The sequence below is a fragment of the Vibrio tetraodonis genome (assembly GCF_003350295.1).
Taxonomy (GTDB): Bacteria; Pseudomonadota; Gammaproteobacteria; order Enterobacterales; family Vibrionaceae; genus Vibrio; species Vibrio tetraodonis.
On the sequence record NZ_QLYY01000029.1, the window covers coordinates 1 to 17,722 of the forward strand.

General features: G+C 43.3%; 18 protein-coding genes, 1 tRNA gene, 1 rRNA gene and 1 pseudogene. 11 read left to right on the plus strand and 10 right to left on the minus strand.

All coding sequences use genetic code 11. The features are described 5' to 3' along the window. The first annotated feature begins 6 nt into the window (after window positions 1-6). Window positions 7-122: ribosomal RNA gene (gene rrf / locus DPF90_RS19315) — 5S ribosomal RNA — on the plus strand. Between the two features lie 32 nt (window positions 123-154). Continuing rightward, window positions 155-231, plus strand: a tRNA-Asp gene (locus DPF90_RS19320). Between the two features lie 59 nt (window positions 232-290). On the opposite strand, the pseudogene DPF90_RS20495 reads toward DPF90_RS19320, so the two are convergent. The 5 genes and pseudogenes from DPF90_RS20495 to hemC all read right to left on the minus strand — a co-directional run. Then, a pseudogene (locus tag DPF90_RS20495) lies at window positions 291-392 on the minus strand (uracil-DNA glycosylase family protein); the annotation flags it as partial. Between the two features lie 74 nt (window positions 393-466). Further along, complete coding sequence (locus tag DPF90_RS19330; RefSeq protein ID WP_114787938.1) at window positions 467-1,645, minus strand: heme biosynthesis protein HemY; 1,179 nt, start codon at window positions 1,643-1,645, stop codon at window positions 467-469. After that, complete coding sequence (locus DPF90_RS19335; protein WP_114787939.1) at window positions 1,645-2,796, minus strand: uroporphyrinogen-III C-methyltransferase; 1,152 nt, start codon at window positions 2,794-2,796, stop codon at window positions 1,645-1,647. Before DPF90_RS19335 ends, DPF90_RS19330 begins: the two co-directional genes overlap by 1 nt. A gap of 16 nt (window positions 2,797-2,812) precedes the next feature. Continuing rightward, window positions 2,813-3,535 (minus strand): uroporphyrinogen-III synthase, encoded by a 723-nt coding sequence (locus DPF90_RS19340; protein ID WP_114787940.1) that lies wholly within the window; start codon window positions 3,533-3,535, stop codon window positions 2,813-2,815. 4 nt (window positions 3,536-3,539) lie between these two features. Then, window positions 3,540-4,478, minus strand: coding sequence for a hydroxymethylbilane synthase (gene hemC, locus DPF90_RS19345; protein WP_114787941.1), 939 nt, complete (start codon window positions 4,476-4,478; stop codon window positions 3,540-3,542). A gap of 335 nt (window positions 4,479-4,813) precedes the next feature. Here hemC and DPF90_RS19350 point away from each other — a divergent pair, with 335 nt between their 5' ends. Next, window positions 4,814-7,342 (plus strand): class I adenylate cyclase, encoded by a 2,529-nt coding sequence (locus tag DPF90_RS19350; protein WP_114787942.1) that lies wholly within the window; start codon window positions 4,814-4,816, stop codon window positions 7,340-7,342. A 54-nt stretch (window positions 7,343-7,396) separates the two neighbouring features. Here DPF90_RS19350 and cyaY read toward each other — a convergent pair whose 3' ends face one another. After that, window positions 7,397-7,711, minus strand: coding sequence for an iron donor protein CyaY (gene cyaY / locus DPF90_RS19355; RefSeq protein ID WP_114787943.1), 315 nt, complete (start codon window positions 7,709-7,711; stop codon window positions 7,397-7,399). 74 nt (window positions 7,712-7,785) lie between these two features. On the opposite strand from cyaY, the gene lptM reads away from it, so the two are divergent. Genes lptM through yigB form a run of 6 tightly spaced genes read left to right on the plus strand, consistent with a single transcriptional unit; the run spans window position 7,786 to window position 12,392 of the window. Continuing rightward, the gene (gene lptM, locus DPF90_RS20645) at window positions 7,786-7,908 is read left to right on the plus strand and encodes an LPS translocon maturation chaperone LptM (RefSeq protein ID WP_415846764.1); all 123 of its coding nucleotides are present in this window, start codon (window positions 7,786-7,788) and stop codon (window positions 7,906-7,908) included. A 24-nt stretch (window positions 7,909-7,932) separates the two neighbouring features. Further along, window positions 7,933-9,186 carry a diaminopimelate decarboxylase gene (gene lysA, locus DPF90_RS19365; protein ID WP_114787944.1) on the plus strand — a complete coding sequence of 418 codons (1,254 nt, stop codon included), beginning with the start codon at window positions 7,933-7,935 and terminating at the stop codon, window positions 9,184-9,186. Between the two features lie 9 nt (window positions 9,187-9,195). Beyond that, on the plus strand, window positions 9,196-10,026 hold the full coding sequence (gene dapF / locus DPF90_RS19370) for a diaminopimelate epimerase (protein WP_114787945.1): 831 nt from the start codon (window positions 9,196-9,198) through the stop codon (window positions 10,024-10,026). 26 nt (window positions 10,027-10,052) lie between these two features. Further along, window positions 10,053-10,757, plus strand: coding sequence for a DUF484 family protein (locus DPF90_RS19375; protein ID WP_114787946.1), 705 nt, complete (start codon window positions 10,053-10,055; stop codon window positions 10,755-10,757). After that, a complete protein-coding gene (gene xerC / locus DPF90_RS19380) occupies window positions 10,729-11,658 on the plus strand; it encodes a tyrosine recombinase XerC (RefSeq protein ID WP_114787947.1) in 930 nt (309 codons plus the stop codon). The genes DPF90_RS19375 and xerC overlap by 29 nt, the downstream gene beginning before the upstream one ends. Continuing rightward, the gene (gene yigB, locus DPF90_RS19385; RefSeq protein ID WP_114787981.1) at window positions 11,658-12,392 is read left to right on the plus strand and encodes a 5-amino-6-(5-phospho-D-ribitylamino)uracil phosphatase YigB; all 735 of its coding nucleotides are present in this window, start codon (window positions 11,658-11,660) and stop codon (window positions 12,390-12,392) included. Before xerC ends, yigB begins: the two co-directional genes overlap by 1 nt. A gap of 57 nt (window positions 12,393-12,449) precedes the next feature. On the opposite strand, the gene DPF90_RS19390 is transcribed toward yigB, so the two are convergent. Then, entirely contained in the window at window positions 12,450-13,040 is a 591-nt protein-coding gene (locus DPF90_RS19390) for a tRNA-uridine aminocarboxypropyltransferase (protein WP_114787948.1), read from the minus strand. Between the two features lies 1 nt (window position 13,041). Further along, complete coding sequence (locus DPF90_RS19395; RefSeq protein ID WP_114787949.1) at window positions 13,042-14,559, minus strand: COG3650 family protein; 1,518 nt, start codon at window positions 14,557-14,559, stop codon at window positions 13,042-13,044. Between the two features lie 38 nt (window positions 14,560-14,597). On the opposite strand from DPF90_RS19395, the gene DPF90_RS19400 reads away from it, so the two are divergent. Beyond that, the gene (locus DPF90_RS19400; protein ID WP_114787950.1) at window positions 14,598-15,065 is read left to right on the plus strand and encodes an EVE domain-containing protein; all 468 of its coding nucleotides are present in this window, start codon (window positions 14,598-14,600) and stop codon (window positions 15,063-15,065) included. A gap of 13 nt (window positions 15,066-15,078) precedes the next feature. Here DPF90_RS19400 and DPF90_RS19405 read toward each other — a convergent pair whose 3' ends face one another. Together DPF90_RS19405 and DPF90_RS19410 are read right to left on the minus strand one after the other, a co-directional pair. After that, window positions 15,079-15,906 (minus strand): Cof-type HAD-IIB family hydrolase, encoded by an 828-nt coding sequence (locus tag DPF90_RS19405; RefSeq protein WP_114787951.1) that lies wholly within the window; start codon window positions 15,904-15,906, stop codon window positions 15,079-15,081. A gap of 113 nt (window positions 15,907-16,019) precedes the next feature. Continuing rightward, complete coding sequence (locus tag DPF90_RS19410) at window positions 16,020-17,009, minus strand: alpha/beta fold hydrolase (RefSeq protein ID WP_114787952.1); 990 nt, start codon at window positions 17,007-17,009, stop codon at window positions 16,020-16,022. 85 nt (window positions 17,010-17,094) lie between these two features. Between DPF90_RS19410 and rhtB the strand changes: the two genes are divergently transcribed. Next, complete coding sequence (rhtB, locus tag DPF90_RS19415; RefSeq protein WP_114787953.1) at window positions 17,095-17,712, plus strand: homoserine/homoserine lactone efflux protein; 618 nt, start codon at window positions 17,095-17,097, stop codon at window positions 17,710-17,712. Window positions 17,713-17,722 lie beyond the last annotated feature (10 nt).

Below are 17,722 nucleotides of genomic sequence, written 5' to 3' on the forward strand. Positions count from 1 at the left end.
ATTTTGCTTGGCGACCATAGCATTGTGGACCCACCTGATTCCATGCCGAACTCAGTAGTGAAACGCAATAGCGCCGATGGTAGTGTGGGGCTTCCCCATGTGAGAGTAGGACATCGCCAGGCTTTATATTTAGACTCAAGAGTCTAACCAGTGCGGAGCGGTAGTTCAGTTGGTTAGAATACCGGCCTGTCACGCCGGGGGTCGCGGGTTCGAGTCCCGTCCGCTCCGCCACTTTTTCTAAACCCCAGCAGCAATGCTGGGGTTTTTTGCTTTCGGATCTCCAATCAATTCTAGGGCTTCAAAACCTCACGGACATGTTGTCTGATAAATGGAACCACCTCAGATTCAAACCATGGATTGCGTCGCAGCCATAGTGTGTTGCGGGGTTGAGGTTAAGGTACTTAGAATTTCATCAATGTATAAAAGCCGGCTAAATAGCCGACTTGATTAGATTAAGTAATGGTGGTTATGCTTGCACTAATGTGAGTGCTTTTTTAGACACTTCACGTGCTGCTACTGTCATGTTTTGTTTCTCTAATGCATCAGCTAGGCAGGCATAATCTGCAAGGCTGGAGCGAATTGACAGCGCTTTCTCTAAGTGACTTTGGGCATCAGCCCAATCGCCTTTTCTTAAATGGAACCGAGCTAAGGCACTATGAGCACAAGCGTTGCTATCGTCCTTTCTTAAAATACTCTCAAGAAAAGCAATGATCGGATGAGGATCGGCTAGGTTCATATCCGGTAGCAGTTCATATAAGCTAGAGCTAGGATATTTCTTTAAGTGCTCTTTTATTACAGTGAAGGCATTGGTATCTGACTTGCGGGCCATGAGTTGTTTAGCAAAGCATTCAACAAGATGGGTATCCGTTTTCAACTTGCGCGGCAAGTTATTCCAGTATGTTGAGACTCCATCGCTACCTTGCTGCTCTGCTATTTGCTCTAATAAACCACATTGAGCTTGGCGATTGAGTAATATACGTTCTTCTTTGGAAATTATTTTATTCTTTTCCAACACAGGTAGACTATCAAGTAGAGGTTGCCACATCTTGAGCTCGGTATGAATGCTTTTAAGCAATGTTAGGGCAACTTGATTATTCGGCTGATTGGATTTTAACTCTGATAGAGTATCAAATGCTGCTGCATAATTTTTTTCAGCGACCTGTTGTTTTGCACGTGTAAGAGCGACCGCTAACTCAGAGTTGTCTTGCTGCGAGGCAAGGTCTAAGTATTGGTCTCGCTTTACTTTATCACCTAACCCATGGGCGGCTTCAGATGCGACTAGATAGCACAATAAAGGCATGTCATGGTGATTAGCTTGGCGAGTGACTTGTTTCTCTGCAGATCTAAAATCACCTTCCAGTAGCTTGATAATACCTTCATTGGTATGGCGTCGAGCTTTCCTCACTTTTCGAACCGAAAAATAGTTCCAAGTTAATGAGCTCGCATAGAAAGCCTTTTTTATGACAAACTCTAAGCCAAATAAAATGAACACTCCAAGGATTGCCATAATTATCAAGGTTGTTACGCTCATTTCGAGGGTTTTATTGGCAACGGAAATCAGCACATAGCCTTGTTGACCCGCATATTGAGTGCCTATAAATAGTCCTGAGCCTAAAACAACAAACAGAAATGCTAGCCTAAACATTATTTATCCTCCGTGATAAGTGTTGCGACATCACGACGAAGGCGATCTTGGATAACATCAGATAAAACCTGTTGTGTTTCAAGCTTAACTGGGTAATCAACATGAATATTCTGTTTACTTAGCAGAGCTAGCGCACTATTAAACTCATTAACCATATTGGACTCTTGGTTGAAATAGGTGCTAGACCAATTGTCAGCTGTTGTTAGTGCTGTTGAATAGATGTTTTGTTGTCCAATGTAAACTGCTTTGATTGCAGTCTCGAGTTTGGCTTTGATATTTTCTCTCAGATAGAAATGCTGCTGTGGTGAGAGCAGTGGTATCGCACTACCATCTCGCGTGCGAAATGTAATGAAGTTTTGCGAAAAATCTTTAAGTGACGTTAGTAAATTCGATTTCCAATCATGGATGTCGGTTGAGACACTAGGCTGCTCATTTTTTTGAGTATCAGGAAGAATGGCATTAGCCAATGGCAAATTATCTACCTGATTCTGAAGTGAAGTAATCCTGAGCACAAGACCATCTTTATCTATGATAGGAATGGACTTTAGTGTCATGATGTCATTGCTCATGGATTGGCGTAGTGGTACCAAACTAGGATCGTTTAGTGTCGCGATACGTTGATCTGCGCTTTCCATTAGCTCAGTTGCACTTGCTGCATCATGCTCGAGAAATAGTTTTCGACCAGCCAGTTTAACTAAGTAATCCGCTTCAGCAAGCAGCCAGTCGTTTGGGCGCCGCCCTTTGACATCAGCTAATGCGAGTTGCAAGCTATTAATGCTTCTCTGTTGTTGAGCAAGGCGAGTTTCGGCGTTTTGTGAGGCATTTTCTACTTTTGAAACTGTTGCCTCTTGGTTGGCGTTTAATTCTTGCTGAATGGATGTTTTTGCTTGCTGTAGCTGAGCTTGTAGAGAGCTGATTTGTATTTTATATTGAGCGTTTTGTTCATAAGAGTAATAGGCAACACCACTTGGCAATACTATGGACAGAGCTATCGCAAGCCATCCGAGTCTCATTGAATTAGGCGCTGCTTTGTTGTGTATGTGCTCTTTCTTGATGTCTTTATTAGGCGCTTTTGCCTTATCTCTTGCTATTTCTTGTGCTGTAATGTCTGTTTCAGGTTCGATCGAATTGTTTTTATCTTTGCTTGTCATTACATGTATTCCTGTTCTACTTTGGCTTGAGTGCAGCCAGTAAGTCCTTGTTTGAAGCGCTGCCCGTGGTTATCACGTCAAGAAACCCCAATTGTTTTGCCTCTGTTGCAATTCGTTGACTCGGAACGAAAAGCTGCAGCGTAACCACCCAGTTTTTCTGTGTTTGAGAGAGTTGTGACACAAAGTGATTCAGTTGACCTAAGCTGGTAATCACTATTTGCTTAATGTGATTGTTTTTCCAACTAACGGTTTCAATACCAGCATCGAAAGTGATGCTCTCTCTTCGATAGATTTCGAGATGACTCACTTGTGCTCCTCGTGCGAGTAATGTGTTGCGAATTAACTCACGGCCTCCATTACCGCGCAGAATAATAATCTTCTTTCCATTTACTTGGCTGAGTTGCTTAAGCTCAAGCAAGTGTTCGCTATCTGGCACATCAGGGTAGTGTACGTTTTGTTGGCTGTGTTTACTTAATGCGTGTGCTGTTTTATGACCAACCGCAACATAGGTTGATTTATATGGCCATATACCAGAGAGTGCTTGCTGAGTGAAAGTAACTGCATTTGGGCTAACCGCTATGATTATATCGACATCGGCTAGCTCTTTCTTAGCGTTATAGAAGTCCTTGCCAGATGTGATCTTGAGCAAGGGTAAATAGAAAGCGCTGGTACCTGCTGTGTTAAGTTGTTGGCAAAGCGCTTGGCCTTGTTCTCCTGGACGCGTAATCAGCACAGCCATAGCGTTAGCTCTGCTTCGCGTATAATCTGGTTAGTATGTCGCGAGCACCATTATCGAGCAGCTGATTAGCGAGTGTCACACCAAGTGTTTCTGCCTCATTCCTGGATCCTCGAATTTCACCTCGGATAATTTTCGAACCGTCAGGTTCCCCGACTAAGGCTCTGAGCCATAGCTCCTCTCCTTGCAAAACAGAGTAACTGCCGATTGGTACTTGGCAGCCGCCTTCTAGTGTTAGATTCATTGCACGCTCACACACAACTTTATCGTAGGTCTCTCTATGATTGAGCGGTTCAAGAAGCTTTATTAGATATTGGTCGTCAAGACGACATTCGATACCAATAGCTCCTTGGCCGACCGCAGGTAAAGATTGCTCAGGCTCTATAAAGCTACGTATGCGTTGTTCCAAATTAAGCCGCTTAAGTCCCGCAGCTGCGAGAATAATGGCATCATATTCGTTGGAGTCGAGCTTATTTAGACGGGTGCCGACATTACCTCTTAGTTCTTTTATCTCTATATCTGGACGATACTCTTTGAGTTGACACTGTCTACGCAAGCTACAGGTTCCAACAATCGCTCCTTGAGGGAGTTGGTCAATGCAATCGTATTTATTGGATACAAACGCATCTCTTGCATCGTCGCGTTCGCAAATCGTAACTAAACCTAGGCCCTCTGGAAAATCAACTGGAACATCTTTCATAGAATGAACGGCTAGGTCGGCACGATTTTCTAGCATTGCAACTTCAAGCTCTTTGACAAATAGACCTTTACCCCCAACCTTTGCTAATGGAGTATCTAAAATGACATCGCCTTTGGTAACCATAGTGATGAGTTCAACCTTCAGCCCTGGGTGTGCCGCTTGTAGCGCTTCTTTTACATAGTTTGCTTGCCATAGTGCAAGGGGGCTTTTTCGTGTAGCGATACGAATTGGGGTTGATTGAGTCATATTGGTATATTTAATGTGAGCTATAGATGCTCTAATCCTACCATTCTAGAGAAAAAAATCTTACTGCTAGATCTTGGCGTTGGTTGATTCATTTCGGGCTAGCATATAATATTCAAAATTGTGTGATTTTGATCTCATTTATATATTGAGCTATTGTTACTAAAGGGAGATACGTACCACACTAATATGCAAGCGTATTGATTAACAAAACAATGTTAATGTGGTCATACCTTCCTTTACCAATGGCAATAAAAGTGTTAAATTGATCACGTTTTGTCAGAGCTTTCGAATGCTTTGTCATCAAAGCACCGTTAGGAATTTACAAGGATTTTACCTTGCAGGCTTACACAAAGACGCTTATCCAAAGATTAGATAACTTAAACCAGCAGCGCATTGAGCGTGCACTGGCTCTTATGGATATTCAAGGCCAGCATGTTTTTCACTTGATCCCAGCGCTCCTTCACTTCAATCATACCTCTATCCCTGGTTATTACGATGCTCATGTCCCGTTTGGGGTATTTGGTCTCGAGTTTAATCCGGTTCAGCAGCAATTTATCGAAGATACTGAGCTCACGACGGGTCAACCTTTGGAGACATGTTCTCAGCCGGCTATTTTAGCTTTGTATACCATGGGAAGTACTTCATCCATCGGCCAAAGTACTTCCAGTGACCTAGATATCTGGGTTTGCGTTTCACCAACGACGAGCTGCGAAGATAGGGAGAGCTTGTCCAATAAGTGTTTATTAATCACAGAGTGGGCACAAAACCAAGGTGTCGAGGCCAATTTCTTTGTGATGGATGAGAAGCGTTTTCTTACCAACCACTCAGAAGAAATGACGGGAGACAACTGTGGCTCTTCTCAGCACCTTTTGCTACTTGATGAGTTTTATCGGTCAGCCGTTCGTTTAGCTGGTCAAAGGTTACTCTGGCAAATTGTACCTCCAGAGATGGAAGAATGTTACGATGAGTACGTTCAAAGCCTTTGTCGCCAAGGTATCATAGACTGTTCTGATTGGATTGATTTTGGGCAGTTAAATCGTATTCCAGCAGAGGAATACTTTGGGTCAAATTTATGGCAGTTATATAAGAGTATTGACTCACCTTACAAGTCAGTACTAAAGGCTATTCTACTCGAAGCGTATTCTTGGGAGTATCCGCATACACAGCTCCTTAGCATAGACACCAAACGTCGTTTTTTTGCGCATAAACCTGATCTCTATGGGATGGATGCCTACTATCTGATGCTGGAGAAGGTGACAAGATATCTGGTACGCATCGGCGACCATGCTAGACTCGATCTCGTTAGGCGTTGCTTCTACCTCAAAACACACGAAAAGCTGTCACGCGAGCCAGGAGTGGGCTCGGTTGCGTGGCGTCGTGAAGCACTAAGCGATATGATTGACAAGTGGCAGTGGGATGAAAAGGTACTTGCCGAGCTTGATGATCGTCGCAACTGGAAAGTAGAGCAGGTTAAGGTAGTGCATCACGCGTTGCTTGATGCACTTATGTTAAGTTACCGAAATTTAATTCAGTTTGCTCGTCGCAACGATATTACTTCGGCTATAAGCCCACAAGATATCAGTATACTGGCCCGCAAGCTCTATGCCGCTTTTGAAGTATTGCCTGGTAAAGTGACCTTACTTAACCCGCAGATCTCTCCTGATTTACATGAACCAGATTTAAGTTTCATAGAGGTGCAGCCGGGGCGAACAAACAAAGCAGGTTGGTATTTATATAAACATCCGCTCAAAGCAGAGAGCCTCATTGGTCAGACATTTTTGGAACACAATGAATATCTCAGTAAGTTAGTCGCTTGGTCTTTCTTCAATGGTTTGATAACCGAATCGACTCGTTTGCACTCTGTAGTTCGAGATGCACATCTTGATATTGATAAGTTTTATCAAATGGTCAGCGATCTGCGTAACACGTTTTCATTGCGAAAACGTAGGCCGACAATGCAAGCTTTAGCAAGCCCATGTGAAATTAGTCAGTTGGCCATGTTCATCAATTTTGAAGAAGATCCCACCAGTGAACTGAGCGGGCGTTCGCTAAAAGTTGATTTGAAAACCACCGATATCTTCAGTTTTTCAGACCAGCAGGTAAGTCTTGTTGGCAGTGTTGATTTAGTGTATCGCAATTCATGGCATGAAGTGCGCACCCTACACTTTCGAGGTGAAACAGCGATGCTGGAAGCTTTGAAGACCATTTTGGGTAAAATGCATCAAGATGCCATACCGCCCGAGTCTGTGGATGTATTCTGCTATAGCAAAAATTTGCGTGGGGTTATGCGCAATATGGTGTACCAGCTGCTGGCTGAATGTATAGATTTGCGTCTAAAGCCGATCGAGCAGGAGAAGCGTCGTCGTTTTAAAGCGTTGAAAATTGCTCAGCAAACTTATGGCCTTTTCTTTGAGCGTCGTGGAGTTTCTGTTCAAGTACTAGAGAACTCAGTGGATTTTTATCGCAGCATCTCAATTAGTAAACTTAAGGGCTCTCCGTTATTAATGTTGGATAAAGAGCAGGAGTTCCAACTACCACAAATTGTCGATTGTTACGCAAGCGAAGGTCTAATTCAGTTCTTCTTCGAAGATAGCGAACAGGGCTTTAACATTTACGTGCTAGATGAAGCGAATCGTGTCGAGGTTTACCATCAGTTCAGTGGTATGAAGGATGAGATGATTGCCAGCGTTAATAGTTTCTATACATCAATAAAAGACGATAACCAACTGCCTACCCAATTGATAAACTTTAATCTGCCTCAATACTATCAAATTGTTCACCCTGCAGAAGGAGAGTCTTATATCGAACCTTACCGTAATGATGGCTGTACTTACGCTAAGTCCGACAAGGCGGTGAATGCATAACAGTATGTTGGCCACCTCAAGATGTTGTTCGAGGCGCCAACACAGGCTGAGCGATTAGGCCCAGTCAATCTCTTCGTTGCAGTGTTTAACACATTCTTGCTTTACCATGGAGATAAGCTCTATCCCCGTTTTGGAACATACCCACTTTGAATCGACCAAAGCAAAATGAAAGCCTCCTGATTTAGATGCTATCCATATTTCTTTCATTGGCTCTTGACGGTTTATGATGATTTGACTTCGGTCTTCGAATTCTAGAGTCATCACATTACCTGAGGTTTCATAGTCAATATCTGCACCGGAATCATCAATCATTTCCTCGATGATCTGCATTTGAATATCTACCAACTGATGAAATTCAGTATCGTTCATCTTGTTACCCTATTGCTTTTCTAGAATGTGGTGCGATTATAGGGGGCATTGAAAGATTAATCACGATACAAGGCATGAAAAAATCACTCGTTGCTTTATTTGTTTTAACCCTTCTTGGTTTGACCGCTTGTGGTCAAACTGGACCTCTTTATATGCCCGAAGATGCGTCTCAAAATGAGCAGCCTTCACAACAATAACTATTTTTCACAAGGGATCGCATTTTGGATTATTTTAACTATCAGGATGATGGCCAGCTTTGGGCCGAAGATGTACCTCTCACTCAGTTAGCAGAACAGTATGGGACTCCTTTATACGTATACTCACGCGCGACACTTGAGCGTCATTGGAATGCGTTTGACAAATCGGTTGGGGAACACCCGCACCTAGTTTGCTACGCTGTTAAAGCGAATTCGAATTTGGGTGTTCTGAATACTCTAGCACGTTTAGGCTCTGGCTTTGATATTGTATCTGGTGGTGAGTTAGAGCGTGTCATTGCTGCAGGCGGTGAACCTAGCAAGGTGGTATTTTCTGGTGTGGGTAAAACCTCACAAGAGATGGAACAAGCTTTAAAGCTTGGCATTAAATGTTTCAATGTTGAGTCTGAGCCAGAGCTTGAAAGATTAAACCAAGTTGCTGGTAAGTTAGGTTTGAAAGCACCTATTTCGCTGCGTATCAATCCAGATGTGGACGCAAATACTCACCCCTACATTTCAACTGGACTACGTGACAACAAGTTCGGGATAGCTTTTGACAGGGCGCCAGCAGTATATAAATTTGCTCAAGGCCTTGAGCATTTGGATATTCAAGGGATTGATTGTCATATCGGATCACAGCTTACCGACATTGAGCCTTTCATTGATGCGACCGATCGTCTTTTAGCTTTGATCGATGATCTTAAGACTCAGGGTATAAACATTAAGCACCTTGATGTTGGTGGAGGCTTAGGGGTGATTTACCGAGATGAATTACCACCTCAGCCTTCAGATTACGCCAAGGCTTTGTTGGGAAGGTTAGAGAACCATCAGGATCTTGAACTCATCTTTGAACCTGGTCGTGCCATAGCCGCTAATGCAGGGGTTCTGTTGACTAAGGTTGAATTTCTTAAACACACAGAGCATAAGAACTTTGCCATCATCGACGCTGCGATGAACGACTTAATGCGTCCTGCGTTATATCAAGCGTGGCAAGATATTGTACCTGTCGTGCCAAAGGATGGACAAGCTGTCACCTATGATTTGGTTGGGCCTATTTGTGAAACAGGCGATTTTCTCGGTAAAGACAGATCACTGGTTATCGAAGAGAATGACTTGTTGGCCGTGCGATCTGCTGGGGCATATGGCTTTGTGATGTCTTCCAACTATAATACTCGAGCTCGTGCTGCTGAAGTTATGGTTGATGGTGATAGAGTGCACTTAGTACGTCAGCGTGAAGAATTATCGAGCTTGTGGGCACTAGAGAATATTCTTGCGGAGTGATTTGATAATATGCATTTCCATTTTTCTAAAATGCATGGTTTGGGTAATGACTTTATGGTTGTCGATTGTATTACCCAAAACATCTTCTTTTCCCCTGATTTGATCCGCCGTTTGGCGGATCGTCATAGCGGGGTGGGTTTTGATCAGCTTTTAGTCGTTGAAGCACCCTATGATCCAGAAACTGATTTCCACTATCGGATCTTTAATGCCGACGGGAGTGAAGTTGAACAATGTGGCAATGGTGCTCGATGTTTTGCTCGATTCGTGCGAATGAAAGGCTTAACTAATAAGTTCAGCATCAGTGTTAGTACTAAAAAAGGCAAAATGATTCTCAATATCGAGGATGATGACCAAGTTACGGTGAACATGGGTGTGCCGGAATTTGAACCAAGTAAAATCCCTTTTAAAGCGAAGCAGGTTGAAAAAACCTACATCTTACGTGCTGATGAACACACCTTATTTTGTGGTGCGGTCAGTATGGGAAATCCGCATGTTGTGACAGTCGTGGATGATATCCAGACTGCCGATGTTGACACTCTTGGGCCTCTATTAGAATCACATGAGCGTTTCCCAGAGCGAGTTAACGCAGGATTTATGCAGATAGTGAGTCGCGATGAAGTTAACCTCAGAGTATATGAACGCGGTGCGGGAGAGACACAAGCATGTGGCAGCGGCGCGTGCGGCGCTGTGGCCGTTGGGATAGTGCAATCCTCACTGGACGAAACAGTGAAAGTTAATTTGCTAGGTGGTTCGTTAAAAATTAGTTGGAAAGGCCCGGGCAAACCACTGTTTATGACAGGTCCAGCATGCCATGTGTTTGATGGTCAGCTAAGCTGTTAAAAGAATAATCTGATAACGGAGTTAATGTGTCACAAGTTGAGCTAGAAGGGCTAACGGCTGAGGTTGTTGCTGATTATTTGCGAGACCATCCTGAATTTTTTATCGGCCGCAGTGGGTTAATCGACAGACTGGTTTTACCCCATAATGAAAGTGGTACTGTTTCTCTAGCTCACTTGCAAATGCAGAGGCAACGTCAACGTATTGAAGAGCTGGAAGAAGAAATTACGGCTCTGATGTCACTGGCAAAAAGTAATGATCGAACTTTTCACGAGTTTATGGCACTGGAAGAACAGATTCTAAAGTGTGACAGCATGGTGTCTGTTATTGAAGTCGTTGAAGAGACAGCAAAGTCGATGGGATTAGTCGCTTACTTCCGTTTGTTAGATGTGCCTTCAACGCACTACTCTCTGAACAAAACTGAGTATCAAGGCTTCGCCACTAGTCATTTGAATGGTAAAAGCGCTTACTTAGGGCGGCTGCGTAAAACTGACCGAATTAGGCTACTTGGGGATGGTATACAGGCCCCTGAAATGGGCTCTTATGTCATTTTGCCGCTAAAAAATAAGTCACTTCAGGGCATTATCGCGTTTTCAAGTAGTGATGGTGGGCATTTCCAACCTAATATGGATACCTTGTTTTTAAGGCATCTTGCGCTTGTTTTGTCTCACTTGATTTACACCTTACCATGGAAAAATGAGGCCTATGAAGCCACCAACCATTCCTCTTCCTAGTGATTTACAAAATCCATTGAATTGTTTCTATGAATACTTAAGAAGTGAAAAAGGACTGAGCCTACACACCCAGCGTAACTACAAACAACAACTAGAGACTATGGCAGGGCATTTGGTCACGATGGGCTTAAAAGATTGGTCTCAGGTTGACTCTGCATGGGTTCGACAGCTTGCCAGTAAGGGTATGCGCGATGGAATGAAGGCGAGTAGCCTTGCAACACGATTATCATCATTACGTAGTTTTTTCGACTTTTTAATCTTGCGCGGCCAACTCACTGCTAATCCAGCAAAAGGTGTCTCTGCGCCGCGTAAACAAAGAACCTTGCCAAAGAATCTTGATGTTGATGAAGTAAATCAGCTGCTTGAGGTGAATGAAGATGATCCATTAGCCATTCGCGATCGCGCTTTGATGGAGCTAATGTATGGTTCAGGACTGCGATTGGCGGAGACAGTGAGTATCGATGTTCGTCATCTAAGCTTATCTTCTGGTGAAATTCGTGTCGTCGGTAAAGGAGACAAGGAGCGTAAAGTCCCTTTTTCAGGTATGGCAAGAGAATGGGTAACAAAATGGCTTAAGGTTCGCGCGAGCATCGCTAATGCTGATGAGCCAGCCCTGTTTGTGTCTAAGCTCGGAGGAAGAATTTCTCATCGTAGTGTACAAAAACGTTTAGCTGAATGGGGGCAGAAGCAATCAGTGGCGAGTCATATCAGCCCACATAAGCTACGCCACTCCTTTGCAACTCATATGCTAGAGTCAAGCCAGAACTTGAGAGCAGTTCAGGAGCTTTTAGGGCACGAGAATATTTCTACCACTCAAATATATACTCATCTCGACTTTCAGCATTTGGCTGATGTGTATGATAAAGCGCATCCCAGAGCCAAGAAAAAAGAGGAGAAATGATGAGATTCTTTCGTCCATTATCTGCAATCGGCGCTATGACTTTCGATTTGGATGATACCTTGTACGATAATCGCCCTGTCATCAGGCGTTTAGAAACTGAATTTGTCTCATGGTTACATAAACATCATCCTATATCAGCAACTCAACCTATGAGCTGGTGGCGACAGTTGAAAAAAGAGCTAGCTAGGCAAGATGCTTGGTTAGCCAATGATCTATCCTTGTGGCGCTATAAGCAGATTGAACTTGGTTTATACCGTTTAGGGTATGAAGAGCAGCAAGCTCGGCAGGCAGCAGAAGAGGCCATGGAGAAAGTGCGCTACTTAAGGAGTGACTTTGAAGTGCCTCAGCAAACTCATGGAGTTCTGCAAGCTTTAGCCAAACAAATCCCTTTAGTGGCGATCACCAATGGTAATGTCGATGTTGAGCGTATTGGCTTGGCAGACTATTTCTCTTTGGTATTAAAAGCTGGGCAAGATGGGTACGCAAAACCTCATCGACAAATGTTTGATAAAGCCACCGAGTATCTCCAGCTACCACCTGTTAAGGTATTGCATGTTGGAGATCATCTACTGAGTGATGTGAAGGGTGCTAAAGATTGCGGACTGCAAACCTGCTGGTTCAACGACCAATTTGCACAGCTTAGTAAGCATCCGTGTGCTCGGATTTTACCCGATATCGAGGTGTCTAGTTTGATTGAGCTTGAGTCATTAGTTGGTAATATAAATACTGATTAGTTATCTTTCAAAGTTGTTGTGGCTACTGTTTTCCCTCTTGGAAATGAATTAGGTAGATTAGAACTGATGGCCGCTCTTATCTGCATGAAATACCTTGTTGTAATGGTTAAGAAACAAGCGTAGTTTTTCGGCAGAGCCTGTATCACCGAGCGCTTGAACAATTTCAGCTCCCACTTCTAGGGTGCACAAGTGGCCAGGCTCTTGATTTCGGCGAAGTTGGTAGTTTGAAGCAGCGCTTGTTTGCAGACTGACCTTTGGTAAATCTGCGAGCCATGGACTTTTACGTAATATTTTTTTTGCTTCCTGCCATGTGCTGTCAATGATGATAAAAAGTGGCTTTTCACCATGTTCTTCACTTAGCTGTATGGCCTTATTTACCAATTGGCTCTCTTCTTCCGGGAAAAGTAAAAAGGCTTGGTAGCTTGGGTCTGATATTAAAGACATGAGCTTAGAACATGGCTTGTTTCTTTGCCAAATATGCCGACTGGTTGTTTGAATGGATTGAAGGAGCCAGCGCCCAGTATTAGTCTCTCGCGATTGCTCATTTTCATGCATCAAAATTGCAATGTGTGCACGGATATCAATTGATGGTAAGTGCTCACATACGCAATTATATTTTAGTCGACATAGGTTACAAGCAGTAGGCATGTTACAGTTTGATTCCTCCTTGGTGAGGTGTTATGCCATCAGCAAAAAGCTGGATAGGGCTTATTTCTTGATAGTTAGCAACAGGCGCATTACTTGGGTTAAGCGGATATTGGCTCCCATCAAACTTTAATGTGTGCTGATTGGGAATGGCTCCGCCACCACTAACAAACATCACGAGATCTCGCCAGTTATGATGACTGTTAGTGCCTAAGTTCAATGGCGTTTGCACTAACGTGATGCGGCTATTGAACTGCCACTCTCTATTACTGTTACTAAAAATCAACATGGTACAGCCACCTGAACCACACCAATCTAATTGGATTAAAAGCTCTTCCTGTCCATCATTATTCAAATCATACGTAAGCCAGCGATAACGTGTGTCGGCAGCGTCCTGATTGGTCTTGGTAAAGTAAGAACGTAATGCGTGGTCCACTTTAGGATTGAACTCAGCACTTGAAAATATTTTGTTGCTGTCTGATACAGTAGGTTTTTCTGAGCCTATGTTTGCTGATTTGTAGAGGTTTAAGCCACCGTCAGCAATATCGTATACCACAGTCCCCACTTTTTCTTGTGTTGCTTTCAGCTGGCCGGATTCAAATTGAGTGTAGATGCGCTCAGAGCGTAACACTTGACCTTGTAAATGAGTACTGACCACTTGGATTTGTTGGTTGTTTAGCTGCTGCCAAATCCCTTTTTCTACCGTGTCTTCACCGCCATTTTGGTAGCTGTATGTGGTGCTAGCAGTATGGTCTGGATTTAATGTCAGGCTAACACTAAAGGCCGAGTTTTTGTTCGATTTGGCCTGATAAGTCGCCGCCCAGTTTAATGAGGGATCTTGATTGGAAAGTGTGGCACACCCTCGATAGTTTTTATCACTAAGACTGAGTGATGCGCTCCAGCCATATAGGCTGTCACTCATGGTATCTGTACAGCTTTGTTGGTTGAGCTCTAGGTGTCCATTACTGAACGTGTATCGGCGACGTTCTTGTTGAAGCTTGCTTGATTGTATATCGAGTTCTTGTTTTGGATAGCCTATTTGATTAAAAAGTAGTGAGCTTTGCTTGAATTCTACTGACCAAAAGGGTTCATTACCGAAGGCTTTTGTTGGCTGAGCGGGTTGATCACAGCGCTTGGGGTTTTCTGCCGTCAAAAGGTTGATCTGTTCAACAACGAAGCGAGCAGAATAGTTGGCATCAATGCCTTTTTTATCTGCTGTCTCCAAGTGACCTATCATTTCTCCATATAAGGGAGCGTATGGGGAGGGGGCTAGCTTTTGTCCTTGTTGAAATCTGTCTTCTGGCATATCTAGCCAGTACTGCTGTTTACTGCCACAGGGTACAATTGAGCGGGCCTCATTACCTAAAACGACTTCCCCTCGTATAACGAACGACTGAGGCTTGATAGATGAAGGGTTACTGAGTGTAGCAAGTGGTGTATCTGCGTGGTTAGAATGGAAACTAGAACAAGCTTGGAGTAGTAAAGCAGCTGTGACCATTACTGGGTTTTTTAACGCCTTCATGGTATATCTTCCTCGGAGTAAATCATTCGGACCCCATTATGGCATATTGGCTATTCAAAACTGAACCAGACACTTTCTCTATTGACACACTTCGCACACAGGTTACGTCCTGCTGGGAAGGTGTCCGTAACTACCAAGCGCGTAATATGCTTAGAGACAAAGTTAAAGTTGGTGATTTGGTATTCATCTATCATTCGTCTTGCAAACACGTTGGCGTGGCTGGCATTGCTAAAGTTATAAAAGAGTCCTATCCGGATCATTTCGCCTTTGACCCAGAGAGTGAATATTTTGATGCTAAGTCTTCAGCCGAGAATCCACGCTGGTTTATGGTGGATATTGAGTTTGTGAGAAAAACGCAGCGTGTGATCCCGTTATCTGTGATGAAAGCAATGCCAGAGCTTGAAAATATGCCGTTAGTGAAACGTGGTAGCCGCCTGTCAGTCATGCCGGTCAGTGACGATGAATGGCAGGCGATACTCGAAAAAGAAGCAGGAGCTTGGTTGTAGTTAAGCGTCTACGTTAGAAAAGATGGGTATGCAGGTAGTGGGCAACTGCATCATTAGCATTGCTGCCTATCACTTCGTTATCTGGAAGAGCATTTTTTACTTTGTCATGCGCCGTTTCCATTACAAGCCCTTTACCTGCCATTGTTAGCATTTCAACATCGTTCATTCCGTCGCCAAATGCAATGCAGTTTTCAAGTGTTAAACCAAGAGATGTAGCGATAACTTTAAGCGCTTCACCCTTAGATACTTCGGCTGCCATTACTTCAAGGCACCAAGGTGTTGAGAAGGCGACATTGAGTTTTCCTGCAAATTTATCATTTAACAAGTTCTCAAATTGAACTAAATGTTCATGATCTTTATTCGGATGAGTAAAGAAAATTTTAGCGATGCCTGAGGTTGGCGCAGCATGGGAGTCAAACATCTCAACATTAAAGTCAGACTCACTATGAAAGATTGCGGTTGTTTCATCTTCACGGTTTAATAACCAAGTTTCGTCTTGATAAATGTGAATAAAAATATCAGGGTCTTGACGCACTATATCTATGACTGGCTGGACCAAATCTGATGGTATGTTATTGCTGTACATCAGATTATCATCTTTATCATGAACTCGAGCACCGTTAGAGGTGATCATGTAGGCAGGAATTCCTACCTGGCTTCGAATGCCAGCGACATCAATGTGATGACGACCAGTTGCAAAAATAAAGGTATAACCTTTTTGAAACAGCTCTTTCAAGGTGTGCTTGGAGAACTCGCTGAGTTTATGATCAGGTGCGAGTAATGTGCCATCTAAATCTGAGGCGACGAGTTGAAAAGGGGTTTCTGTGCGTATTTCTGTCATATCATCCTCACGATTTATTGATAAATACTGTTCAATGGGTCTGAATCTTTATGTTACAGCAGTGATAAGAATAAAAAGAGGGTAAAGATGGCGTTGATTTTTTTCCTAGTTTGTCAATAACGACGGTAAAAAGAGAGAATGCTATCGAGTGCTTGGTTTCGATATTCATCCTTTTCAAATAAAATCTCGTGGCGCGAATTTTCGATGACTTTTAATACACAGTCGTGATTGTTTTTAATCACTTTGTTGTAAAACTTTAGTTGATCACAGTTGGAGACGATTTTGTCATCGCCCGCTTGCAGGATAAGAAGCGGCTTCTTAATGTGTCTTGCCATAAGATGACATTTTTGGGCTGCCATTAGACCCTGCCATACCCATCGCTGGCTAGCGCCCCCAATTTTAAGCTCCTGTTTTTGCTCGTATAAGGCTCTAAACCATTGGTAGCGGACTTGGCTTTGACTGAGTAGGTTTCCATCAAAGGGCTTTGGATAGTATGGCAGTTGCCCTGGAGCAAACTTTGGTTGGCTTGAAAGCATGGCCATCAGCTGATTAAAAGGAATGGCAACAAGTTGAAGGTGCCAAGGTAGATTGACACCATACATGGGTGCACTCAGTGCAATAGCGGCAAAGGGATGTTGAGGGTATGTTTGAAGATAACGAGTTACGATATTGCCACCCATGGAGTGTCCCATTAGGTAGCAGCTTTTGTATCGCTCTAGATTAAAGTGTTGCACTAGGTGATGTAAATCATGAGTATAGTCCTCAAAATCATCAACGTAGCCCATCTGGTTGTCATCGATTAATCGCTCGGATAAACCCTGGCCGCGATGATCGAAAGAGTAAATGTTATAACCTTGCTGGAAGAGGTCAAAGAAGAGTTCTTGATACTTCCAAACACACTCAATACGCCCATTGACGATCACAATGGCTTTGTTATTGTGGGCTGATGAAATTTTTATCCAGTACAAACGAGTTTTATCAAAGGATTGAATAAAACCTTCTTCACGTCTTGCCCATAGCTGAGCAATATCACTATTGATTGCTTGCTCAAAATTCAACTCTTGGGTATAAGAGGGTTGAATATTTAAGGATGATTTATTCATAATCTTGGGTCTACTACCGACACGAATAAAATTAATGAGTTTAAATTATGTGTCCCCAAGGTCGTTTAGTCGAGGAGAAAATACAGTGGATATGCATGTTTGGTTTGCTTATGTAGTTACAGCGGTTGTGTTTAGTTTGGCTCCCGGTTCTGGCATGGTAAATTCTGTTAGTAACGGTATTTCCTACGGTACCCGAAAATCATTGGCTGCGGTTGCGGGGCTGCAGATTGGCCTGGCAATACATATAGTGTTAGTTGGGGTTGGTATTGGCGCACTCGTCGCGCAGTCTGCCACTGCATTTACTGTTATCAAATGGTTTGGAGCGGGATATCTGATTTGGCTTGGGGTTCAAAAATGGCGAGACACCTCTACCTTGACCACACACCACGCTGATAAAGCCTTGCCAGCCAGTGCCATGATGCGCAAAGCGACACTGATTAACCTGACTAACCCTAAGTCGGTTGTTTTTTTGGTCGCACTTTTTCCTCAGTTTATTGATCCTGCGGGTGAGCAATTAATGCAATTCTTAGTTTTAGGTGTCACCACAGTGGTGATTGATTCCATAGTGATGGTTGGATACACGTCTTTAGCTGCGCAAATGGGGCGTTTTATTCGTTCAGATAAGGTCATGAGTAAACTCAATAAGCTATTTGGCTCCATGTTTATATTTTGTGGGGCACTACTAGCGACAACGAAAGCCTAGTGTGTGGTAG